Here is a 16647-nt window from a genome sequence, read left to right on the forward strand (position 1 = left end):
TAACCATGGATCTAGACGTGATCGATGCTCTATATATGACGGTGATTACGATTACTACTGTAGGCTATCGAGAAATTGGAAATCCATCGCCGCAAGCTAAGTTATTCATCATAGCGCTTATCTTAGTAAGTGTAGTTGCAGTGGGATATGCAGTAAGTGTTTTTACAGAGTATTTAATTTCACGAAGTTCAGTACGAGATATTATTTTTAAAAGACAACTTAAACAAATTAAGAACATGGAGAATCATGTTATTGTTTGCGGTTATGGTCGCAACGGGCGTCAAGCGGTTGAGAAGTTACAAGATTATAATCGTGATTTTATAGTTCTTGAAAAAATCAAGAAGTTATAGATGAAGCTAGCTTGGATAGTAAATACTTTTTAAGGGGTAATGCTAACGAGGATGAAACCTTGCTTAACGCTGGAATCGAACGTGCCAGTGTTTTAATATCAGCTCTTCCTGATGATGCAGATAATCTCTTTGTAGTTTTAAGTGCTAGGCAGTTGAATAGTAAGTTGATGATTATATCAAGAGCAAGTGAAGAGACAACTGTGCGTAAACTTAAACTCGCAGGAGCCAATAACGTTATCCTACCTGACTTAATAGGCGGGCAGCATATGGCTTCATTAATTGTAAGTCCAGACTTAATAGAGTTTGGGATAATTTGAGTTATGGTGGTAATGATGGAGTTAATCTAGAACAAGTTTCATTTGAGCAAATGTTTGATCACCAAAGGTCTTGCAATATTCTAGATTTAAACCTAAGAAAAGAAACTGGTTGTACAATTATTGGGTATAAAAATCCTAATGGAGATTATATTGTAAATCCTGATCCCTCGATAGAATTAGTTCCTGGATCAAAAATAATAGTAGTTGGAAATACCAATCAAATACAACATTTACAAAAGGTATATCGCATAGGAGACTAAGGGTTTATCACTTTTAAATTTTAATTAGCAATATTTTTTAAGATATTGCTGCCTTGTTTAATCAAATTTAATATATGAGGAGTATTTACATACTGGTTGCTGCCTTTCTTATAACCACGTTAGGTAACGCACAAGAGCTTATTTTAAAGGCTCAAACTACTAACCCGACATCAGAGATAAATGATGGTTCTATTACCGTTACTGTGTCAGGTGGTAAAGCACCATATACTTACAAATGGTCCAATCAATCCACTCCATTAAAATCAAATACCGCAACTTCACTTACTGAAGGGATTAATTATACAGTTGAGGTAACAGATGCCGATGGAAATAACGTGGCAGGAGTATACGAAGTTAAAGCAGAAAGTATAGTAGAGCATTTGAATGGTGCTGCCGTGCCTGCTGTAGGAGCTTTGGGGAATGTACTGTTCTGGGATTTATTTTCGGCAATTGGAATTTACGATCCAGTTGTTTATGCAGAATCAAAAAAGATTTCTATACCTAACTGGGAAGCTGGAGATGCAAATAAGTACACGCTTAAACAATGGTTGAAAAACGACGGTGAAAAAGTAAAAAAAGGTGATGAGGTTGCTATTGTAGCAGTAGAAAATGGTCAAGATGTGGTTGTTTCCTCACCAGCTAGTGGTGAATTTAACCACTTACAAAGTCGTGGTAAAGACCTTAATCCTGGGGACGTTATTTATAATGGAGAAAACAGTGGCGATGTTATAGAAACAGGAGCTCATTTGTTTGCACAAGTTAAGTATGATGAAAAGGTTCCTTTACTTCATCCTAATGGTGATGTTCAACAAAAGCCTATTCCGTTTATTGTAATTTGGTTAGTGCTAGGGGCTTTATTCTTTACATTGAGAATGGGATTCATCAATTTTAGAGGATTTAAGCATTCCATAGATCTTGCAAAAGGAAAGTACGATGACCCAACAGCACCAGGTCAGGTTACTCACTTCCAGGCTTTGGCAACAGCAGTTTCAGGAACTGTAGGATTAGGAAATATAGCGAGTGTAGCTGTAGCAATTTCAATAGGTGGAGCAGGAGCTACATTTTGGATGATAGTAGCAGGACTACTAGGTATGTCTTCAAAATTTGTGGAATGTACTCTTGGTGTAAAATATAGAGATATTTCAAGTACAGGAGCTGTTTATGGTGGTCCTATGAACTACTTGAGATATGGTCTTGAAAAACAAAATAAAAAAGGATTAGGTAAAGTATTGGCAGTTTTATTTGCAGTACTTGCAATTGGAGCTTCCTTTGGTGGTGGTAATATGTTCCAGTCTAATCAAGCTTTTGAAGGTCTAGCAACTCAATTTACTTTCCTAGAAGGACATGGATTTATATTTGGTATAATAACAGCAGTGTTAGTAGGTGTGGTAATAATTGGTGGTATCCAAAGTATCGCAAAAGTTACAGGTAAAATTGTTCCATTCATGGCTAGTGTCTACATAATAGCAGCGCTAGCGGTTATAATTATTAATATAGAGAATGTAGGGCCTGCATTTTCTGCCATCATTGATGGTGCTTTTAGTCCTTCGGCATTAAAAGGTGGTGTTATTGGGGTGTTAATCATTGGATTTCAACGTGCGGCTTTTTCAAATGAAGCTGGTGTAGGGTCTGCTGCAATTGCTCACAGTGCTGCAAAGACGCATCATCCACCTTCTGAAGGTTTTGTTGCATTGTTAGAGCCTTTCATCGATACTGTAGTGGTTTGTACACTTACGGCTTTAGTATTAATCTTCACAGGAATGCACGAGGTAGAAGGACTTACAGGAGCTCAACTTACTTCTGATGCCTTTGGTAGTGTTATATCTTGGTTCCCATATGTTTTAGCAGGAGCAATTTTCCTTTTTGCATTTAGTACAATGATAAGTTGGTCTTATTATGGAATGCGTGCTTGGACCTATCTTTTTGGGAAAGGTCGTATGGTAGAGATTGCTTATAAAATGATTTTCTTAATCTTTGTAGTTATAGGTTCTTCTGTATCGTTGGGTGCTGTTCTAGACTTTTCAGATATGATGATACTTGCTATGTCGTTCCCTAATATTATTGGATTGTATCTAATGTCAGGTGAAGTTAAACGTGATCTTAATGAATACTGGCGTAAGCTTAAATCAGGAGAATTAGGCTTGAAAAAAGATGCATAATACAGTTTTATGAATCAATTTAAATCCCTCTTTGCTTTTACTAAAAATCAGCTCAGAGGGATTTTTGTATTAAGCATCTTATTAATAATTGCGATAGGATTTTACGGATATACAAAATCAACTGAATCGTCTAACCAATTAAGCGTGTCTAGAATTGAAGGTTATCAAGGTCAGATAGATTCCTTAATAGCCTTACAAAAAAGAAAACGTGATACCATCTATCCATTCAATCCTAATTACATTACAGATTTTAAAGGCTATAAATTAGGGTTGACTGTTGAGGAAATAGATAGATTATTACGCTTTCGCGAAAGCGGAAAATGGATCAACTCTACTAGGCAATTTAAAGAGGTGACTGGTGTAAGTGATAAATGGTTGGATAGTATAAGACCCTTTTTTAAATTCCCTAAATGGGTGACAGAAAATAAAAACCAAACTAGGACTTACACCAATAAACGAACCCATGTTCGCAAAAACATAAATCAAGCTACTAATAATGATTTGAGGTCGGTGTATGGCGTAGGGCCTGCTACAGCAAAGAAAATAATTAATGAAAGAGATAGATTAGGTGGCTTTGTTGATATGTTGCAAGTACAATCAGTTTATGGTTTGCCTGATTCTACTTTTATAAGGATCAAAGAAAAATTCTATTTGACAAACAACGCTTCTCATATTAAAATAGCATTGAATACCGCCACAAGAGAAGAATTGTTAAGCATTCCATATTTTAACGACTACTTGGTTGATGCTTTAATAGAGCAACGCACATTACGAGATGGATTTAAGAGCTGGGATAAAGTACTGTTAACTTCCCGTTTCCCTGAAGAGAAATTGGCCCTAATTCAGTTATATTTGACGCTCGACTAACTAGAAATATTATACGATAATTTTATATGTACTCAAAATACTTTACCGAAGAACACAACGCATTCAGACAGAGTTTTAGAGATTTTCTTCAAAAAGAAGCCCTTCCTCATATTGAACGATGGGAGGAAACCGGTCAAATTGATAGAGAGATTTTCCAAAAAATGGGAGAGATGGGCTACTTTGGTCTTTATTATCCTGAAAAATATGGAGGTCTTGATCTTGACTTTTTCTATACTGTTATTTTTTTAGAAGAAATGCAGCGTATTAACTCAGGTGGGTTTGCGGCAGCGATGTGGGTACAAGCATTTCTAGGTGCACAGCATTTGCTTAAGGAAGGTGATGAGAGAATTAAGGAAGAATATCTTGTTCCTACTTTAACAGGTGAAAAAATAGGGTGTTTGGGTATAACAGAACCATTTGGAGGAAGTGATGTGGCTGGTATGAGAACTACCGCTGTAAAGGAAGGAGATCATTATATAATTAATGGATCAAAAACTTTCATAACAAATGGAGTCTATTCAGACTATCTGGTTGTTGCTGCAAAAACTGATCCTGACGCAAAAGGAAGAGGTATTAGCATATTCGTAATGGATCGTGAGACGCCTGGTATAAGCGCTACTAAACTAAATAAATTGGGATGGAGAGCAAGTGATACTGGTGAGATAGGTTTTGATAACGTGCGTGTACCAGTTGAAAACCTGATGGGTGAAGAAGGTAAAGGATTTGCGTACATAATGCAGCACTTTGCTCTTGAGAGATTAATAATGGGTATCAATGCTCATGCTAGAGCAGAATACGCGCTGGAATACACCGCTCAATATATGAGAGATAGACAGGCGTTTGGAAAGTCATTGGACAAATTTCAGGCATTACGCCATAAAATGTCCGATATGCTAAGTGAGGTTGAAATGGCAAAATGTTTCAATTATAACATTGCCGAGGAGCTAGATAAAGGGCTTTATCCTGTTAAAGAGGCAAGTATGTCAAAGTTAGTATCTACTAAAATAGCAGATGAGGTAATCTATCAATGCTTACAATATTTAGGTGGCTATGGATATATAGAAGAATATCCTCTTGCACGTATGTGGAGAGATAGTCGCTTAGGGCCTATTGGTGGTGGTACGAGTGAAATTATGCGTGAGATAATAGCAAAAATGGAACTTGACGGTAAAGACTACAAACCTGCTGCTAAATAATTTATTTGCCAGGAAATACATCTTTTATTACTAGAATTAAAAAATAAATGTATTTTTGCACTCGCTAAAGAAAGGAGGTGATGCCACTATGTTAATAATACCAGTTAAAGAAGGAGAAAATATCGATAGAGCTCTAAAACGTTTCAAAAGAAAATTTGATCGTACAGGGAAGATGCGTGAACTAAGAAGAAGACAACAGTTTACAAAGCCGTCTGTAGCAAAAAGAGCACAAAAGATTAAAGCTGAATACATTCAGCACTTAAGAGATCAAGAGAATATCTAAGAACTCTTTAGTTTAAAGTTTAACCGCTAGAAAGAAATGTTTAAATTTACTTTCTAGCGGTTTTTTTATGTTTATTGAAAATTTCATAGAATACTTATCAGTTGAAAAGGGATACTCAGCCCATACTTTAAAGGCGTATGATAGAGATTTGTACCAGTTTAAACAGTTTTGTGAATTTGAAGGTGTAAATTTAAATGAGGTTAATTATCAGGTGATAAGATCTTATATCGCATTCTTGTTAGAAGAGGGACTGCTAGCTCAATCTGTAAATAGAAAAATAACTGCGCTTAAAACATACTTTCAATTTTTAAAGAGAATTGATGTAATCAAGGAAAACCCACTATTGCATCATAAAAGTATAAAGACTTCTAAAAGATTGACCTTGCCATTTTCCAAAGAAGAAGTGTTGAAGGTGCTTAATGAAAAAATCGATATAGAAGATTTTGAAAATTGTAGGGATAGATTAATTATTGAGTTACTTTATTTAACAGGAATTCGCCGAGAAGAGTTAATTAGTCTTAAAATCAGCTCCTTTGAGCAATCTGCTAGAACAATACGCGTTGTAGGAAAAAGAAATAAGCAACGCATCCTGCCGGTAACCGATCGTTTGTATTGGTTGTTGGACAATTATTTAAGGTTGCGGGTGTTTATGGATAAACGAGATGTGGACACATTATTGATTACAGTTAAAGGTGATAAAATATACCCGTCTCTTGTTTATAGAATTATAAAATCGTATTTTAGTAAGGTGTCTAGTAAGATAAAAGTAAGTCCTCATGTATTGAGGCACACTTTTGCAACTCATTTACTAGATGAAGGAGCAGATTTAAATGCGGTTAAAGAGCTTTTAGGTCATTCTAGTTTGTCGTCAACACAAATTTATACACATACTAGTATGGCTAGTTTAAAAGGAGTTTATAAAAATGCTCATCCGCGCTCAAAGAAATAGTAACCTCAAAAACGTAAGATTATGAAAGTAAACGTGCAATCAGTAAATTTTGATGCGGACATCAAGTTAATTGAGTTCATTCAAAAAAGGTTAGATAAATTAGAGCAGTATTATAATAAAATTATAAGCGCCGATGTTTATTTGAAAGTTCAAAAGACTAGTAATAAGGAAAATAAGATTACTGAGGTAAGGTTATTCGTGCCAGGAGACGATATGGTTGCTACAAAAACATGTAAAACTTTTGAGCAATGTATTGACGAATGTGCTGCTGCATTGGAGCGTCAGCTCAAGCGCCGCAAGGAAAAATTAATTTCTCATTAATTTTTTTTAATTTTTTTTTGTGAATTAAAAAATAGGTTTACATTTGCAGTCCGTTAAAACAACGGGCTGTTTTTGTGAAGACAAAAAGAGTTTAAAGCCGATATAGCTCAGCTGGCTAGAGCAGCTGATTTGTAATCAGCAGGTCGTGGGTTCGAGTCCCTCTATCGGCTCAAGTTTTTTGAAATAAATGTGTAAGCATTGGGGAGATACTCAAGCGGTCAACGAGGACGGACTGTAACTCCGTTGGGCAACCTTCGCAGGTTCGAATCCTGCTCTCCCCACAAACACATTATTATGAAATTATGTTAAAGTAATTTCTTTAAGCGGGAGTAGCTCAGTTGGTAGAGCGTCAGCCTTCCAAGCTGAATGTCGCCGGTTCGAACCCGGTCTCCCGCTCAATTATTGCACCTTGGTGTGATGTAGCATTAACGAGATGTGATGCTTAAAATATGCCTTTGGCTATTACGCTTTCGCGAAAGCATAATAAAAGCCGGTGTAGCTCAGGGGTAGAGCGTTTCCTTGGTAAGGAAGAGGTCACGAGTTCAAATCTCGTCATTGGCTCAATTAAGATGAAAAAGGTCTCAATTAGGGGCCATTTGTGGTATAAGCCATTTTGTAAATTAAATGGTTTTTAAATTGAAACACTAATATAAACTAAGACTATAATTATGGCTAAAGAAACGTACGATCGTTCCAAACCGCACCTTAATGTAGGTACAATTGGTCACGTAGACCACGGTAAGACTACTCTTACTGCTGCTATCACAAAGGTGCTTGCTGATGCTGGTTATTCTGAAGCAAGAAGCTTTGACCAGATCGATAATGCTCCTGAAGAAAAAGAGCGTGGTATTACAATTAACTCTTCGCACGTAGAGTACCAAACTCAAAACCGTCACTATGCACACGTTGACTGTCCAGGTCACGCCGACTATGTAAAGAACATGGTTACTGGTGCTGCGCAAATGGATGGTGCTATTTTAGTGGTTGCTGCGACTGATGGTCCTATGCCACAAACTCGTGAGCACATCCTATTAGGTCGTCAGGTAGGTATTCCTCGTATTGTTGTTTTCCTTAACAAGGTTGACATGGTTGATGATGAGGAATTATTAGAGCTTGTTGAGATGGAAGTACGTGAGTTACTAAGTTTCTATGAGTATGATGGTGATAATGGACCAGTAGTTATGGGGTCTGCTTTGGGTGCACTTAACGGTGAGCAAAAGTGGGTTGATACTGTTCTTGAATTAATGAACCAAGTTGATGCATGGATCGAAGAGCCAGTACGTGATATGGATAAGCCATTCTTGATGCCTATCGAGGATGTATTCTCTATTACTGGACGTGGTACTGTTGCTACTGGTCGTATCGAGACTGGTGTTGCAAATACTGGAGATCCTGTTGAGATTATCGGTATGGGAGCTGAGAAATTGACTTCTACTATTACTGGTATTGAAATGTTCCGTCAGATCCTTGATAGAGGTGAGGCTGGAGATAATGCAGGTATCTTATTACGTGGTATTGATAAAAATCAAATCTCTCGTGGTATGGTAATTACTGCTCCTGGTTCAGTAACTCCACACAAACACTTTAAGGCTGAGGTTTATATCCTTAAGAAAGAAGAAGGTGGACGTCACACTCCATTCCATAATAACTACCGTCCACAGTTCTACGTTCGTACAACTGATGTAACTGGTAATATCAAATTACCAAGCGGTGTTGAAATGGTTATGCCTGGAGATAACTTAACTATTGAGGTTGAACTTATTCAGCCAATTGCACTTAACGTAGGTTTACGTTTTGCTATCCGTGAAGGTGGTAGAACAGTTGGTGCTGGTCAGGTAACTGAGATCCTTGATTAATTTCAAGTATTAATATTATAAGTATCCTTTCTTGAATAAAGAAAGGATACTTTTCACTTGTTAAAGGGCGACCTTTAACTATGCAGGTTTAGCTCAGTTGGTAGAGCACTGGTCTCCAAAACCAGGTGTCGGGAGTTCGAGCCTCTCAACCTGCGCACAAAAGCTGAAAGGCTTATTAAAATAGCATACTTATGGGATTAGTATCTTATGTAAAAAATTCGTTTAATGAGTTATCAGAAAATGTTTCTTGGCCTACTTGGGCTGAGGCACAAAAATCTATGGTAACTGTAGCTGTGTTTTCAGTGGTTTTTGCTTTAGTTGTGGCAGGTATTGATTATGTCTTTAATGGTGTAATCGATAGATATTTTGAATGGGTCATTAACGGATAATCATACATAGAGATGAGTGAAGAAAAGGATGTAATGAAATGGTATGTGGTAAGATCGGTGAGTGGTCAAGAAAATAAAATTAAAGACTACATAGAATCCGAGATAGCTCATCATGGGTTGTCAGATTATTTAAAGCAGATTCTGGTTCCTACTGAAAAGGTTGTTCAAATTAGGAACGGTAAAAAAATTAATAAAGAACGTGTCTTTTTTCCTGGGCATATAATGATACAAGCTAGGTTAGAAGGTGAAGTTCCACATGTTATTAAATCTGTTAATGGTGTGATTGGGTTTCTTGGAGAGGTTAAAGGTGGAGATCCTGTACCATTAAGAAAGTCAGAAGTTAATAGAATGCTTGGTAAAGTTGATGAACTTGCAGAGCAAACCGATAATGTGTCTATTCCTTACAAAGTTGGGGAAACTGTCAAAGTTGTTGATGGTCCTTTTAATGGATTTAATGGGAATATAGAAAAAGTTAATGAAGAGAAGCGTAAGCTAGAAGTAATGGTTAAGATTTTCGGGAGAAAAACACCATTGGAATTAAGCTATATGCAAGTCGAAAAAATATAAATGTTACCTATTCAGATAACTAGTTAGGCTTCCACTTACGGTTATCAAAATTTGAAACAATTTAAAAATGGCAAAAGAAGTATCTAAGATTGTAAAGTTGCAGGTTAGAGGTGGTGCTGCAAATCCATCTCCTCCTGTAGGACCTGCTCTTGGTGCGGCTGGAGTGAACATTATGGAGTTCTGTAAGCAGTTTAACGCTAGAACTCAGGATAAGGCAGGTAAAGTGTTGCCTGTTGCTATAACTGTTTATAGTGACAAGTCCTTTGATTTTGTAATTAAAACTCCACCAGCAGCAGTACAAATTTTAGAAGCAGCAAAGTTAAAAGGTGGTAGTGGTGAACCTAATCGTAAAAAGGTAGGTACTATTACTTGGGATCAAGTTAGAGCAATAGCTGAAGACAAGATGCCAGACTTAAATGCTTTTACAATCGAAAGCGCAATGAGAATGGTCGCAGGAACTGCGAGATCAATGGGTGTTAATGTTAAAGGTGGTGAGGCACCTGCTTAAATTTAGTTATTATGGCAAAATTGACGAAAAATCAAAAGGCAGCAAACGCTAAATTCGATAAGGCACAGTCTTACTCACTAGCAGACGCTTCAAAAATCGTTAAAGACACTAGTTCGGCAAAATTTGATGAGTCAGTTGACTTAGCTGTTCGTCTTAACGTAGATCCTAGAAAAGCGAATCAAATGGTTCGTGGTGTCGTAACCTTACCACATGGTACTGGTAAAGATGTGAAAGTACTTGCTCTTGTTACTCCAGATAAGGAAGAAGAGGCAAAAGGTGCTGGAGCAGACTTTGTTGGTCTTGATGAGTATCTTGATAAAATCAAGGGTGGTTGGACTGATGTTGACGTAATTATCACTATGCCTAGTGTTATGGGTAAGTTAGGACCTTTAGGTCGTGTATTAGGACCACGCGGTCTTATGCCTAACCCTAAAACTGGTACAGTTACTATGGATGTGGCTAAGGCTGTGTCTGACGTTAAATCCGGTAAAATCGATTTCAAGGTTGAAAAGAACGGGATTGTTCACGCTGCAATAGGAAAAGTATCTTTTGATGCTGAAAAAATTGCAGGTAACGCAAGAGAGTTAATTAATACATTAGTTAAGTTAAAACCGACAGCAGCTAAAGGAGTTTATATCAAAAGTATCCACTTGTCTAGTACAATGGGTCCTGGTGTAAATGTAGATGCTAAACGTTTTGCAGACGATTAAAAGATCTAGATCATGACAAGAGAACAAAAAGCAACTGTTATACAGGACTTGACTGCAACGTTAGGAGAAAACTCTACTATTTACCTTGCAGATATATCTGGACTTAATGCTTCTGATACATCTAATTTAAGAAGAGCATGTTTTAAAGCTAACGTAAGTATTGCGGTAGTTAAAAATACACTACTTGCAAAAGCAATGGAAGCTTCTGATAAGGATTTTGGTGAATTGCCAGAACTTCTTAAAGGTAACACTTCTATAATGTTGTCTGAAGTAGCTAATGCTCCAGCTAAAGTTATTAAGAACTTTCGTAAGAAATCGGATAAGCCTTTATTAAAAGGTGCTTATATCGAGGAAGCAATTTACGTAGGTGATGATAAGTTAGATTCATTAAGTGAAATCAAGTCTAAAGAAGAAATGATTGGAGAAATCATTGGTCTTCTACAAAGCCCTGCTAAGAATGTTGTCTCTGCTCTTCAATCGGGTGGTGGTAAACTTGCAGGAATCCTTAAAACACTATCAGAAAGATAGTAAACAATTAGTACGCAATTATTTTATATAAATTTTAAAACGATAGAAATGGCAGATTTAAAAGAATTCGCAGAACAGTTAGTTAACTTAACTGTTAAAGAAGTAAATGAATTAGCAGACATACTTAAAGACGAGTATGGTATTGAGCCTGCTGCTGCAGCTGTAGCTGTTGCAGGTGGTGCTGCTGCAGGTGGTGGAGACGCTGCTGAAGAGCAAACTGAATTTGACGTAATCCTTAAAGCAGCTGGTGCCTCTAAATTAGCTGTAGTGAAGTTAGTTAAAGAATTAACTGGTGCAGGTCTTAAGGATGCGAAAGTCTTGTTGACAACGCTCCATCTCCTATTAAAGAAGGTGTAGCTAAAGATGAGGCAGAAGCTCTTAAAGCTCAGCTAGAAGAAGCTGGTGCTGAGGTTGAGTTAAAGTAATTTAACATTACCTATATATAAGGTTTAGACCTGTTGAGCAAGGCTCACAGGTCTAGACCATTTTGCGTATAATGATGAGACGTCATCAACAACGCTATTTTTAACCATTTAATACCGTGCATTGATGCTAGCAACAAACACAGAGAGAATTAACTTTTCAACGGTAAAGAACAAAGCAGAATATCCTGATCTGCTCGATATCCAAATCAAATCGTTTCAGGATTTCTTTCAGTTAGAAACTAAATCTGACAAGAGAGAAAATGAAGGTCTTTATAATACCTTCATGGAAAATTTCCAATCACAGATACTCGCAATCAATTTGTTCTCGAGTTTCTAGATTACTTTGTGGATCCACCACGTTACTCTATCCAAGAGTGTATTGAACGTGGGCTTACTTACAGTGTTCCACTTAAATCAAGATTAAAATTATATTGTACCGATCCAGAACACGAGGATTTTGAAACTATTGTTCAAGATGTTTATTTAGGTACAACCCATACATGACTCCATCTGGTACTTTCGTTATCAACGGAGCTGAGCGTGTTGTTGTTTCCCAGTTACACCGTTCTCCTGGTGTGTTCTTTGGACAGTCATTTCACGCAAATGGTACTAAATTATATTCAGCACGTGTAATTCCATTTAAAGGATCATGGATTGAATTTGCGACAGATATTAACAGTGTAATGTATGCTTATATCGATCGTAAAAAGAAATTACCTGTAACAACTCTTTTCCGCGCAATGGTTATGAAAGAGATAAAGATATTCTCGGAATCTTTGATCTTGCAGAAGAGGTAAAAGCTAGTAAAACAGGATTAAAAAAATATCTAGGTCGCAAATTAGCAGCTCGTGTTCTTAGAACATGGCATGAAGATTTTGTAGACGAGGATACAGGAGAAGTTGTATCGATCGAGCGTAATGAAATCGTATTAGATCGTGATACTGTCCTAGAAAAAGAGCATATCGATGAAATAATCGATTCTCAGGCAAAGACTATACTTTTACATAAGGAAGATATGATGTCTGCAGATTATGCTATCATTCACAATACTTTACAAAAAGACCCTACCAATTCAGAAAAAGAAGCGGTAGAGCATATTTATAGACAATTACGTAACGCTGAGCCGCCAGATGAGGAAACTGCTCGTGGTATCATCGATAAGTTATTCTTCTCTGATCAGAGATATAACTTAGGTGATGTAGGGCGTTATCGTATGAATAAAAAATTAGGTCTTGATATTGACATGAGTAAGCAGGTTCTTACAAAGGAAGATATCATTACTATAATTAAATACTTAATTGAATAATTAATTCAAAAGCAGAAATCGATGATATCGATCACTTATCAAACCGTCGTGTACGTACAGTAGGTGAGCAATTATCATCTCAGTTTGGTGTTGGTCTTGCTCGTATGGCAAGAACAATTCGTGAGCGCATGAATGTAAGGGATAACGAGATTTACACCATTGGACCTTAATGCTGACAGACGTCTTTTATGCGTAATCTCTGCTAATGGATTCGTTTGATCCATAAACTGAGATAGCTGATTAGTTCCAAAGAACGAATTAATTACAGATGAAAGCGTCTTGGCATTAATAAGATCAATAGGTGTAAAAACCTCGTTATCCCTTACATTCATGCGCTCACGAATTGTTCTTGCCATACGAGCAAGACCAACACCAAACTGAGATGATAATTGCTCACCTACTGTACGTACACGACGGTTTGATAAGTGATCGATATCATCGATTTCTGCTTTTGAATTAATTAATTCAATTAAGTATTTAATTATAGTAATGATATCTTCCTTTGTAAGAACCTGCTTACTCATGTCAATATCAAGACCTAATTTTTTATTCATACGATAACGCCCTACATCACCTAAGTTATATCTCTGATCAGAGAAGAATAACTTATCGATGATACCACGAGCAGTTTCCTCATCTGGCGGCTCAGCGTTACGTAATTGTCTATAAATATGCTCTACCGCTTCTTTTTCTGAATTGGTAGGGTCTTTTTGTAAAGTATTGTGAATGATAGCATAATCTGCAGACATCATATCTTCCTTATGTAAAAGTATAGTCTTTGCCTGAGAATCGATTATTTCATCGATATGCTCTTTTTCTAGGACAGTATCACGATCTAATACGATTTCATTACGCTCGATCGATACAACTTCTCCTGTATCCTCGTCTACAAAATCTTCATGCCATGTTCTAAGAACACGAGCTGCTAATTTGCGACCTAGATATTTTTTTAATCCTGTTTTACTAGCTTTTACCTCTTCTGCAAGATCAAAGATTCCGAGAATATCTTTATCTCTTTCATAACCAATTGCGCGGAAAAGAGTTGTTACAGGTAATTTCTTTTTACGATCGATATAAGCATACATTACACTGTTAATATCTGTCGCAAATTCAATCCATGATCCTTTAAATGGAATTACACGTGCTGAATATAATTTAGTACCATTTGCGTGAAATGACTGTCCAAAGAACACACCAGGAGAACGGTGTAACTGGGAAACAACAACACGCTCAGCTCCGTTGATAACGAAAGTACCAGATGGAGTCATGTATGGGATTGTACCTAAATAAACATCTTGAACAATAGTTTCAAAATCCTCGTGTTCTGGATCGGTACAATATAATTTTAATCTTGATTTAAGTGGAACACTGTAAGTAAGCCCACGTTCAATACACTCTTGGATAGAGTAACGTGGTGGATCCACAAAGTAATCTAGAAACTCGAGAACAAATTGATTGCGAGTATCTGTGATTGGAAATTTTCCATGAAGGTATTATAAAGACCTTCATTTTCTCTCTTGTCAGATTTAGTTTCTAACTGAAAGAAATCCTGAAACGATTTGATTTGGATATCGAGCAGATCAGGATATTCTGCTTTGTTCTTTACCGTTGAAAAGTTAATTCTCTCTGTGTTTGTTGCTAGCATCAATGCACGGTATTAAATGGTTAAAAATAGCGTTGTTGATGACGTCTCATCATTATACGCAAAATGGTCTAGACCTGTGAGCCTTGCTCAACAGGTCTAAACCTTTATATATAGGTAATGTTAAATTACTTTAACTCAACCTCAGCACCAGCTTCTTCTAGCTGAGCTTTAAGAGCTTCTGCCTCATCTTTAGCTACACCTTCTTTAATAGGAGATGGAGCGTTGTCAACAAGACCTTTCGCATCCTTAAGACCTGCACCAGTTAATTCTTTAACTAACTTCACTACAGCTAATTTAGAGGCACCAGCTGCTTTAAGGATTACGTCAAATTCAGTTTGCTCTTCAGCAGCGTCTCCACCACCTGCAGCAGCACCACCTGCAACAGCTACAGCTGCAGCAGCAGGCTCAATACCATACTCGTCTTTAAGTATGTCTGCTAATTCATTTACTTCTTTAACAGTTAAGTTAACTAACTGTTCTGCGAATTCTTTTAAATCTGCCATTTCTATCGTTTTAAAATTATATAAAATAATTGCGTACTAATTGTTTACTATCTTTCTGATAGTGTTTTAAGGATTCCTGCAAGTTTACCACCACCCGATTGAAGAGCAGAGACAACATTCTTAGCAGGGCTTTGTAGAAGACCAATGATTTCTCCAATCATTTCTTCTTTAGACTTGATTTCACTTAATGAATCTAACTTATCATCACCTACGTAAATTGCTTCCTCGATATAAGCACCTTTTAATAAAGGCTTATCCGATTTCTTACGAAAGTTCTTAATAACTTTAGCTGGAGCATTAGCTACTTCAGACAACATTATAGAAGTGTTACCTTTAAGAAGTTCTGGCAATTCACCAAAATCCTTATCAGAAGCTTCCATTGCTTTTGCAAGTAGTGTATTTTTAACTACCGCAATACTTACGTTAGCTTTAAAACATGCTCTTCTTAAATTAGATGTATCAGAAGCATTAAGTCCAGATATATCTGCAAGGTAAATAGTAGAGTTTTCTCCTAACGTTGCAGTCAAGTCCTGTATAACAGTTGCTTTTTGTTCTCTTGTCATGATCTAGATCTTTTAATCGTCTGCAAAACGTTTAGCATCTACATTTACACCAGGACCCATTGTACTAGACAAGTGGATACTTTTGATATAAACTCCTTTAGCTGCTGTCGTTTTAACTTAACTAATGTATTAATTAACTCTCTTGCGTTACCTGCAATTTTTTCAGCATCAAAAGATACTTTTCCTATTGCAGCGTGAACAATCCCGTTCTTTTCAACCTTGAAATCGATTTTACCGGATTTAACGTCAGACACAGCCTTAGCCACATCCATAGTAACTGTACCAGTTTTAGGGTTAGGCATAAGACCGCGTGGTCCTAATACACGACCTAAAGGTCCTAACTTACCCATAACACTAGGCATAGTGATAATTACGTCAACATCAGTCCAACCACCCTTGATTTTATCAAGATACTCATCAAGACCAACAAAGTCTGCTCCAGCACCTTTTGCCTCTTCTTCCTTATCTGGAGTAACAAGAGCAAGTACTTTCACATCTTTACCAGTACCATGTGGTAAGGTTACGACACCACGAACCATTTGATTCGCTTTTCTAGGATCTACGTTAAGACGAACAGCTAAGTCAACTGACTCATCAAATTTTGCCGAACTAGTGTCTTTAACGATTTTGAAGCGTCTGCTAGTGAGTAAGACTGTGCCTTATCGAATTTAGCGTTTGCTGCCTTTTGATTTTTCGTCAATTTTGCCATAATAACTAAATTTAAGCAGGTGCCTCACCACCTTTAACATTAACACCCATTGATCTCGCAGTTCCTGCGACCATTCTCATTGCGCTTTCGATTGTAAAAGCATTTAAGTCTGGCATCTTGTCTTCAGCTATTGCTCTAACTTGATCCCAAGTAATAGTACCTACCTTTTTACGATTAGGTTCACCACTACCACCTTTTAACTTTGCTGCTTCTAAAATTTGTACTGCTGCTGGTGG

The 16647-nt window shown here is 37.0% G+C and carries 21 protein-coding genes, 5 tRNA genes and 3 pseudogenes; 24 read left to right on the forward strand and 5 right to left on the reverse strand.

The window, feature by feature from the left end; all coding sequences use genetic code 11:
- The 24 genes and pseudogenes from BST93_RS14455 to BST93_RS14825 form a co-directional block, all read left to right on the forward strand.
- Window positions 1–350: ion channel (locus tag BST93_RS14455; RefSeq protein ID WP_258150473.1), on the forward strand; the 350-nt coding region annotated here is incomplete at its 5' end.
- An 11-nt stretch (window positions 351–361) separates the two neighbouring features.
- The gene (locus tag BST93_RS14460) at window positions 362–667 is read left to right on the forward strand and encodes a potassium channel family protein (protein ID WP_258150474.1); all 306 of its coding nucleotides are present in this window, start codon (window positions 362–364) and stop codon (window positions 665–667) included.
- Window positions 664–927 (forward strand): cation:proton antiporter regulatory subunit, encoded by a 264-nt coding sequence (locus BST93_RS14465; RefSeq protein WP_258150475.1) that lies wholly within the window; start codon window positions 664–666, stop codon window positions 925–927. The genes BST93_RS14460 and BST93_RS14465 overlap by 4 nt, the downstream gene beginning before the upstream one ends.
- Window positions 928–1001: 74 nt before the next feature.
- On the forward strand, window positions 1002–3086 hold the full coding sequence (locus BST93_RS03710; RefSeq protein ID WP_105018117.1) for an amino acid carrier protein: 2085 nt from the start codon (window positions 1002–1004) through the stop codon (window positions 3084–3086).
- A gap of 9 nt (window positions 3087–3095) precedes the next feature.
- Window positions 3096–3953: a helix-hairpin-helix domain-containing protein gene (locus BST93_RS03715; protein ID WP_105018118.1), complete on the forward strand. Its 858-nt coding sequence runs from the start codon at window positions 3096–3098 to the stop codon at window positions 3951–3953.
- Window positions 3954–3979: 26 nt separating this feature from the next.
- Window positions 3980–5149: an acyl-CoA dehydrogenase family protein gene (locus BST93_RS03720; RefSeq protein ID WP_105018119.1), complete on the forward strand. Its 1170-nt coding sequence runs from the start codon at window positions 3980–3982 to the stop codon at window positions 5147–5149.
- Between the two features lie 88 nt (window positions 5150–5237).
- On the forward strand, window positions 5238–5432 hold the full coding sequence (rpsU, locus tag BST93_RS03725; protein ID WP_042279738.1) for a 30S ribosomal protein S21: 195 nt from the start codon (window positions 5238–5240) through the stop codon (window positions 5430–5432).
- Between the two features lie 67 nt (window positions 5433–5499).
- Entirely contained in the window at window positions 5500–6381 is an 882-nt protein-coding gene (locus tag BST93_RS03730) for a tyrosine-type recombinase/integrase (RefSeq protein ID WP_105018120.1), read from the forward strand.
- Between the two features lie 21 nt (window positions 6382–6402).
- Entirely contained in the window at window positions 6403–6702 is a 300-nt protein-coding gene (hpf, locus tag BST93_RS03735; protein ID WP_042279744.1) for a ribosome hibernation-promoting factor, HPF/YfiA family, read from the forward strand.
- A 96-nt stretch (window positions 6703–6798) separates the two neighbouring features.
- Window positions 6799–6872: transfer RNA gene (locus BST93_RS03740), tRNA-Thr, on the forward strand.
- Between the two features lie 30 nt (window positions 6873–6902).
- Window positions 6903–6983 (forward strand) — tRNA-Tyr (locus BST93_RS03745).
- Between the two features lie 42 nt (window positions 6984–7025).
- Window positions 7026–7098, forward strand: a tRNA-Gly gene (locus BST93_RS03750).
- Between the two features lie 93 nt (window positions 7099–7191).
- Window positions 7192–7263 (forward strand) — tRNA-Thr (locus BST93_RS03755).
- Between the two features lie 107 nt (window positions 7264–7370).
- Window positions 7371–8558 (forward strand): elongation factor Tu, encoded by a 1188-nt coding sequence (tuf, locus tag BST93_RS03760; RefSeq protein WP_042279745.1) that lies wholly within the window; start codon window positions 7371–7373, stop codon window positions 8556–8558.
- Window positions 8559–8640: 82 nt separating this feature from the next.
- A tRNA-Trp gene (locus BST93_RS03765) sits at window positions 8641–8713 on the forward strand.
- A gap of 36 nt (window positions 8714–8749) precedes the next feature.
- Entirely contained in the window at window positions 8750–8947 is a 198-nt protein-coding gene (gene secE / locus BST93_RS03770) for a preprotein translocase subunit SecE (RefSeq protein WP_042279746.1), read from the forward strand.
- Between the two features lie 12 nt (window positions 8948–8959).
- Window positions 8960–9514, forward strand: coding sequence for a transcription termination/antitermination protein NusG (gene nusG / locus BST93_RS03775; RefSeq protein ID WP_105018150.1), 555 nt, complete (start codon window positions 8960–8962; stop codon window positions 9512–9514).
- A 67-nt stretch (window positions 9515–9581) separates the two neighbouring features.
- Window positions 9582–10022, forward strand: a complete 441-nt coding sequence (gene rplK, locus BST93_RS03780; protein WP_042279749.1) for a 50S ribosomal protein L11 — start codon at window positions 9582–9584, stop codon at window positions 10020–10022.
- A gap of 11 nt (window positions 10023–10033) precedes the next feature.
- On the forward strand, window positions 10034–10732 hold the full coding sequence (rplA, locus tag BST93_RS03785; protein WP_042279751.1) for a 50S ribosomal protein L1: 699 nt from the start codon (window positions 10034–10036) through the stop codon (window positions 10730–10732).
- A gap of 12 nt (window positions 10733–10744) precedes the next feature.
- Window positions 10745–11260, forward strand: coding sequence for a 50S ribosomal protein L10 (gene rplJ / locus BST93_RS03790; RefSeq protein ID WP_042279754.1), 516 nt, complete (start codon window positions 10745–10747; stop codon window positions 11258–11260).
- A gap of 48 nt (window positions 11261–11308) precedes the next feature.
- A pseudogene (gene rplL / locus BST93_RS03795) lies at window positions 11309–11685 on the forward strand (50S ribosomal protein L7/L12).
- A gap of 345 nt (window positions 11686–12030) precedes the next feature.
- Window positions 12031–12189 (forward strand): hypothetical protein, encoded by a 159-nt coding sequence (locus tag BST93_RS14815; protein ID WP_373420730.1) that lies wholly within the window; start codon window positions 12031–12033, stop codon window positions 12187–12189.
- Window positions 12186–12482, forward strand: a complete 297-nt coding sequence (locus tag BST93_RS14820; protein WP_373420731.1) for a hypothetical protein — start codon at window positions 12186–12188, stop codon at window positions 12480–12482. Before BST93_RS14815 ends, BST93_RS14820 begins: the two co-directional genes overlap by 4 nt.
- A 218-nt stretch (window positions 12483–12700) precedes the next feature.
- Window positions 12701–12991 (forward strand): hypothetical protein, encoded by a 291-nt coding sequence (locus BST93_RS14825; protein ID WP_373420733.1) that lies wholly within the window; start codon window positions 12701–12703, stop codon window positions 12989–12991.
- A 149-nt stretch (window positions 12992–13140) separates the two neighbouring features.
- Here BST93_RS14825 and BST93_RS03805 read toward each other — a convergent pair.
- The 5 genes and pseudogenes from BST93_RS03805 to BST93_RS03825 all read right to left on the reverse strand — a co-directional run.
- Window positions 13141–14636, reverse strand: a pseudogene (locus tag BST93_RS03805) (DNA-directed RNA polymerase subunit beta family protein); the annotation flags it as partial.
- 125 nt (window positions 14637–14761) lie between these two features.
- Entirely contained in the window at window positions 14762–15139 is a 378-nt protein-coding gene (gene rplL / locus BST93_RS03810; RefSeq protein WP_042279757.1) for a 50S ribosomal protein L7/L12, read from the reverse strand.
- A gap of 47 nt (window positions 15140–15186) precedes the next feature.
- Complete coding sequence (rplJ, locus tag BST93_RS03815) at window positions 15187–15702, reverse strand: 50S ribosomal protein L10 (RefSeq protein WP_042279754.1); 516 nt, start codon at window positions 15700–15702, stop codon at window positions 15187–15189.
- 12 nt (window positions 15703–15714) lie between these two features.
- Window positions 15715–16411, reverse strand: a pseudogene (rplA, locus tag BST93_RS03820) (50S ribosomal protein L1).
- A gap of 11 nt (window positions 16412–16422) precedes the next feature.
- The coding region (locus BST93_RS03825) for an uL11 family ribosomal protein (protein ID WP_506736964.1) at window positions 16423–16647 on the reverse strand (225 nt) is incomplete at its 5' end.

This window comes from Nonlabens tegetincola (genome assembly GCF_002954355.1).
Taxonomy (GTDB): domain Bacteria; phylum Bacteroidota; class Bacteroidia; order Flavobacteriales; family Flavobacteriaceae; genus Nonlabens; species Nonlabens tegetincola.

What these genes read in the sequence shown, in the direction of transcription:
- BST93_RS03710 (WP_105018117.1), top strand. Translation starts at nt 1,002, where the DNA reads ATGAGGAGTATTTACATACTGGTTGCTGCCTTTCTTATAACCACGTTA.
- BST93_RS03715 (WP_105018118.1), top strand. Translation starts at nt 3,096, where the DNA reads ATGAATCAATTTAAATCCCTCTTTGCTTTTACTAAAAATCAGCTCAGA.
- BST93_RS03720 (WP_105018119.1), top strand. Translation starts at nt 3,980, where the DNA reads ATGTACTCAAAATACTTTACCGAAGAACACAACGCATTCAGACAGAGT.
- rpsU (WP_042279738.1), top strand. Translation starts at nt 5,238, where the DNA reads ATGTTAATAATACCAGTTAAAGAAGGAGAAAATATCGATAGAGCTCTA.
- BST93_RS03730 (WP_105018120.1), top strand. Translation starts at nt 5,500, where the DNA reads ATGTTTATTGAAAATTTCATAGAATACTTATCAGTTGAAAAGGGATAC.
- hpf (WP_042279744.1), top strand. Translation starts at nt 6,403, where the DNA reads ATGAAAGTAAACGTGCAATCAGTAAATTTTGATGCGGACATCAAGTTA.
- tuf (WP_042279745.1), top strand. Translation starts at nt 7,371, where the DNA reads ATGGCTAAAGAAACGTACGATCGTTCCAAACCGCACCTTAATGTAGGT.
- secE (WP_042279746.1), top strand. Translation starts at nt 8,750, where the DNA reads ATGGGATTAGTATCTTATGTAAAAAATTCGTTTAATGAGTTATCAGAA.
- nusG (WP_105018150.1), top strand. Translation starts at nt 8,960, where the DNA reads ATGAGTGAAGAAAAGGATGTAATGAAATGGTATGTGGTAAGATCGGTG.
- rplK (WP_042279749.1), top strand. Translation starts at nt 9,582, where the DNA reads ATGGCAAAAGAAGTATCTAAGATTGTAAAGTTGCAGGTTAGAGGTGGT.
- rplA (WP_042279751.1), top strand. Translation starts at nt 10,034, where the DNA reads ATGGCAAAATTGACGAAAAATCAAAAGGCAGCAAACGCTAAATTCGAT.
- rplJ (WP_042279754.1), top strand. Translation starts at nt 10,745, where the DNA reads ATGACAAGAGAACAAAAAGCAACTGTTATACAGGACTTGACTGCAACG.
- BST93_RS14820 (WP_373420731.1), top strand. Translation starts at nt 12,186, where the DNA reads ATGACTCCATCTGGTACTTTCGTTATCAACGGAGCTGAGCGTGTTGTT.
- BST93_RS14825 (WP_373420733.1), top strand. Translation starts at nt 12,701, where the DNA reads ATGATGTCTGCAGATTATGCTATCATTCACAATACTTTACAAAAAGAC.
- rplL (WP_042279757.1), bottom strand. Translation starts at nt 15,139, where the DNA reads ATGGCAGATTTAAAAGAATTCGCAGAACAGTTAGTTAACTTAACTGTT.
- rplJ (WP_042279754.1), bottom strand. Translation starts at nt 15,702, where the DNA reads ATGACAAGAGAACAAAAAGCAACTGTTATACAGGACTTGACTGCAACG.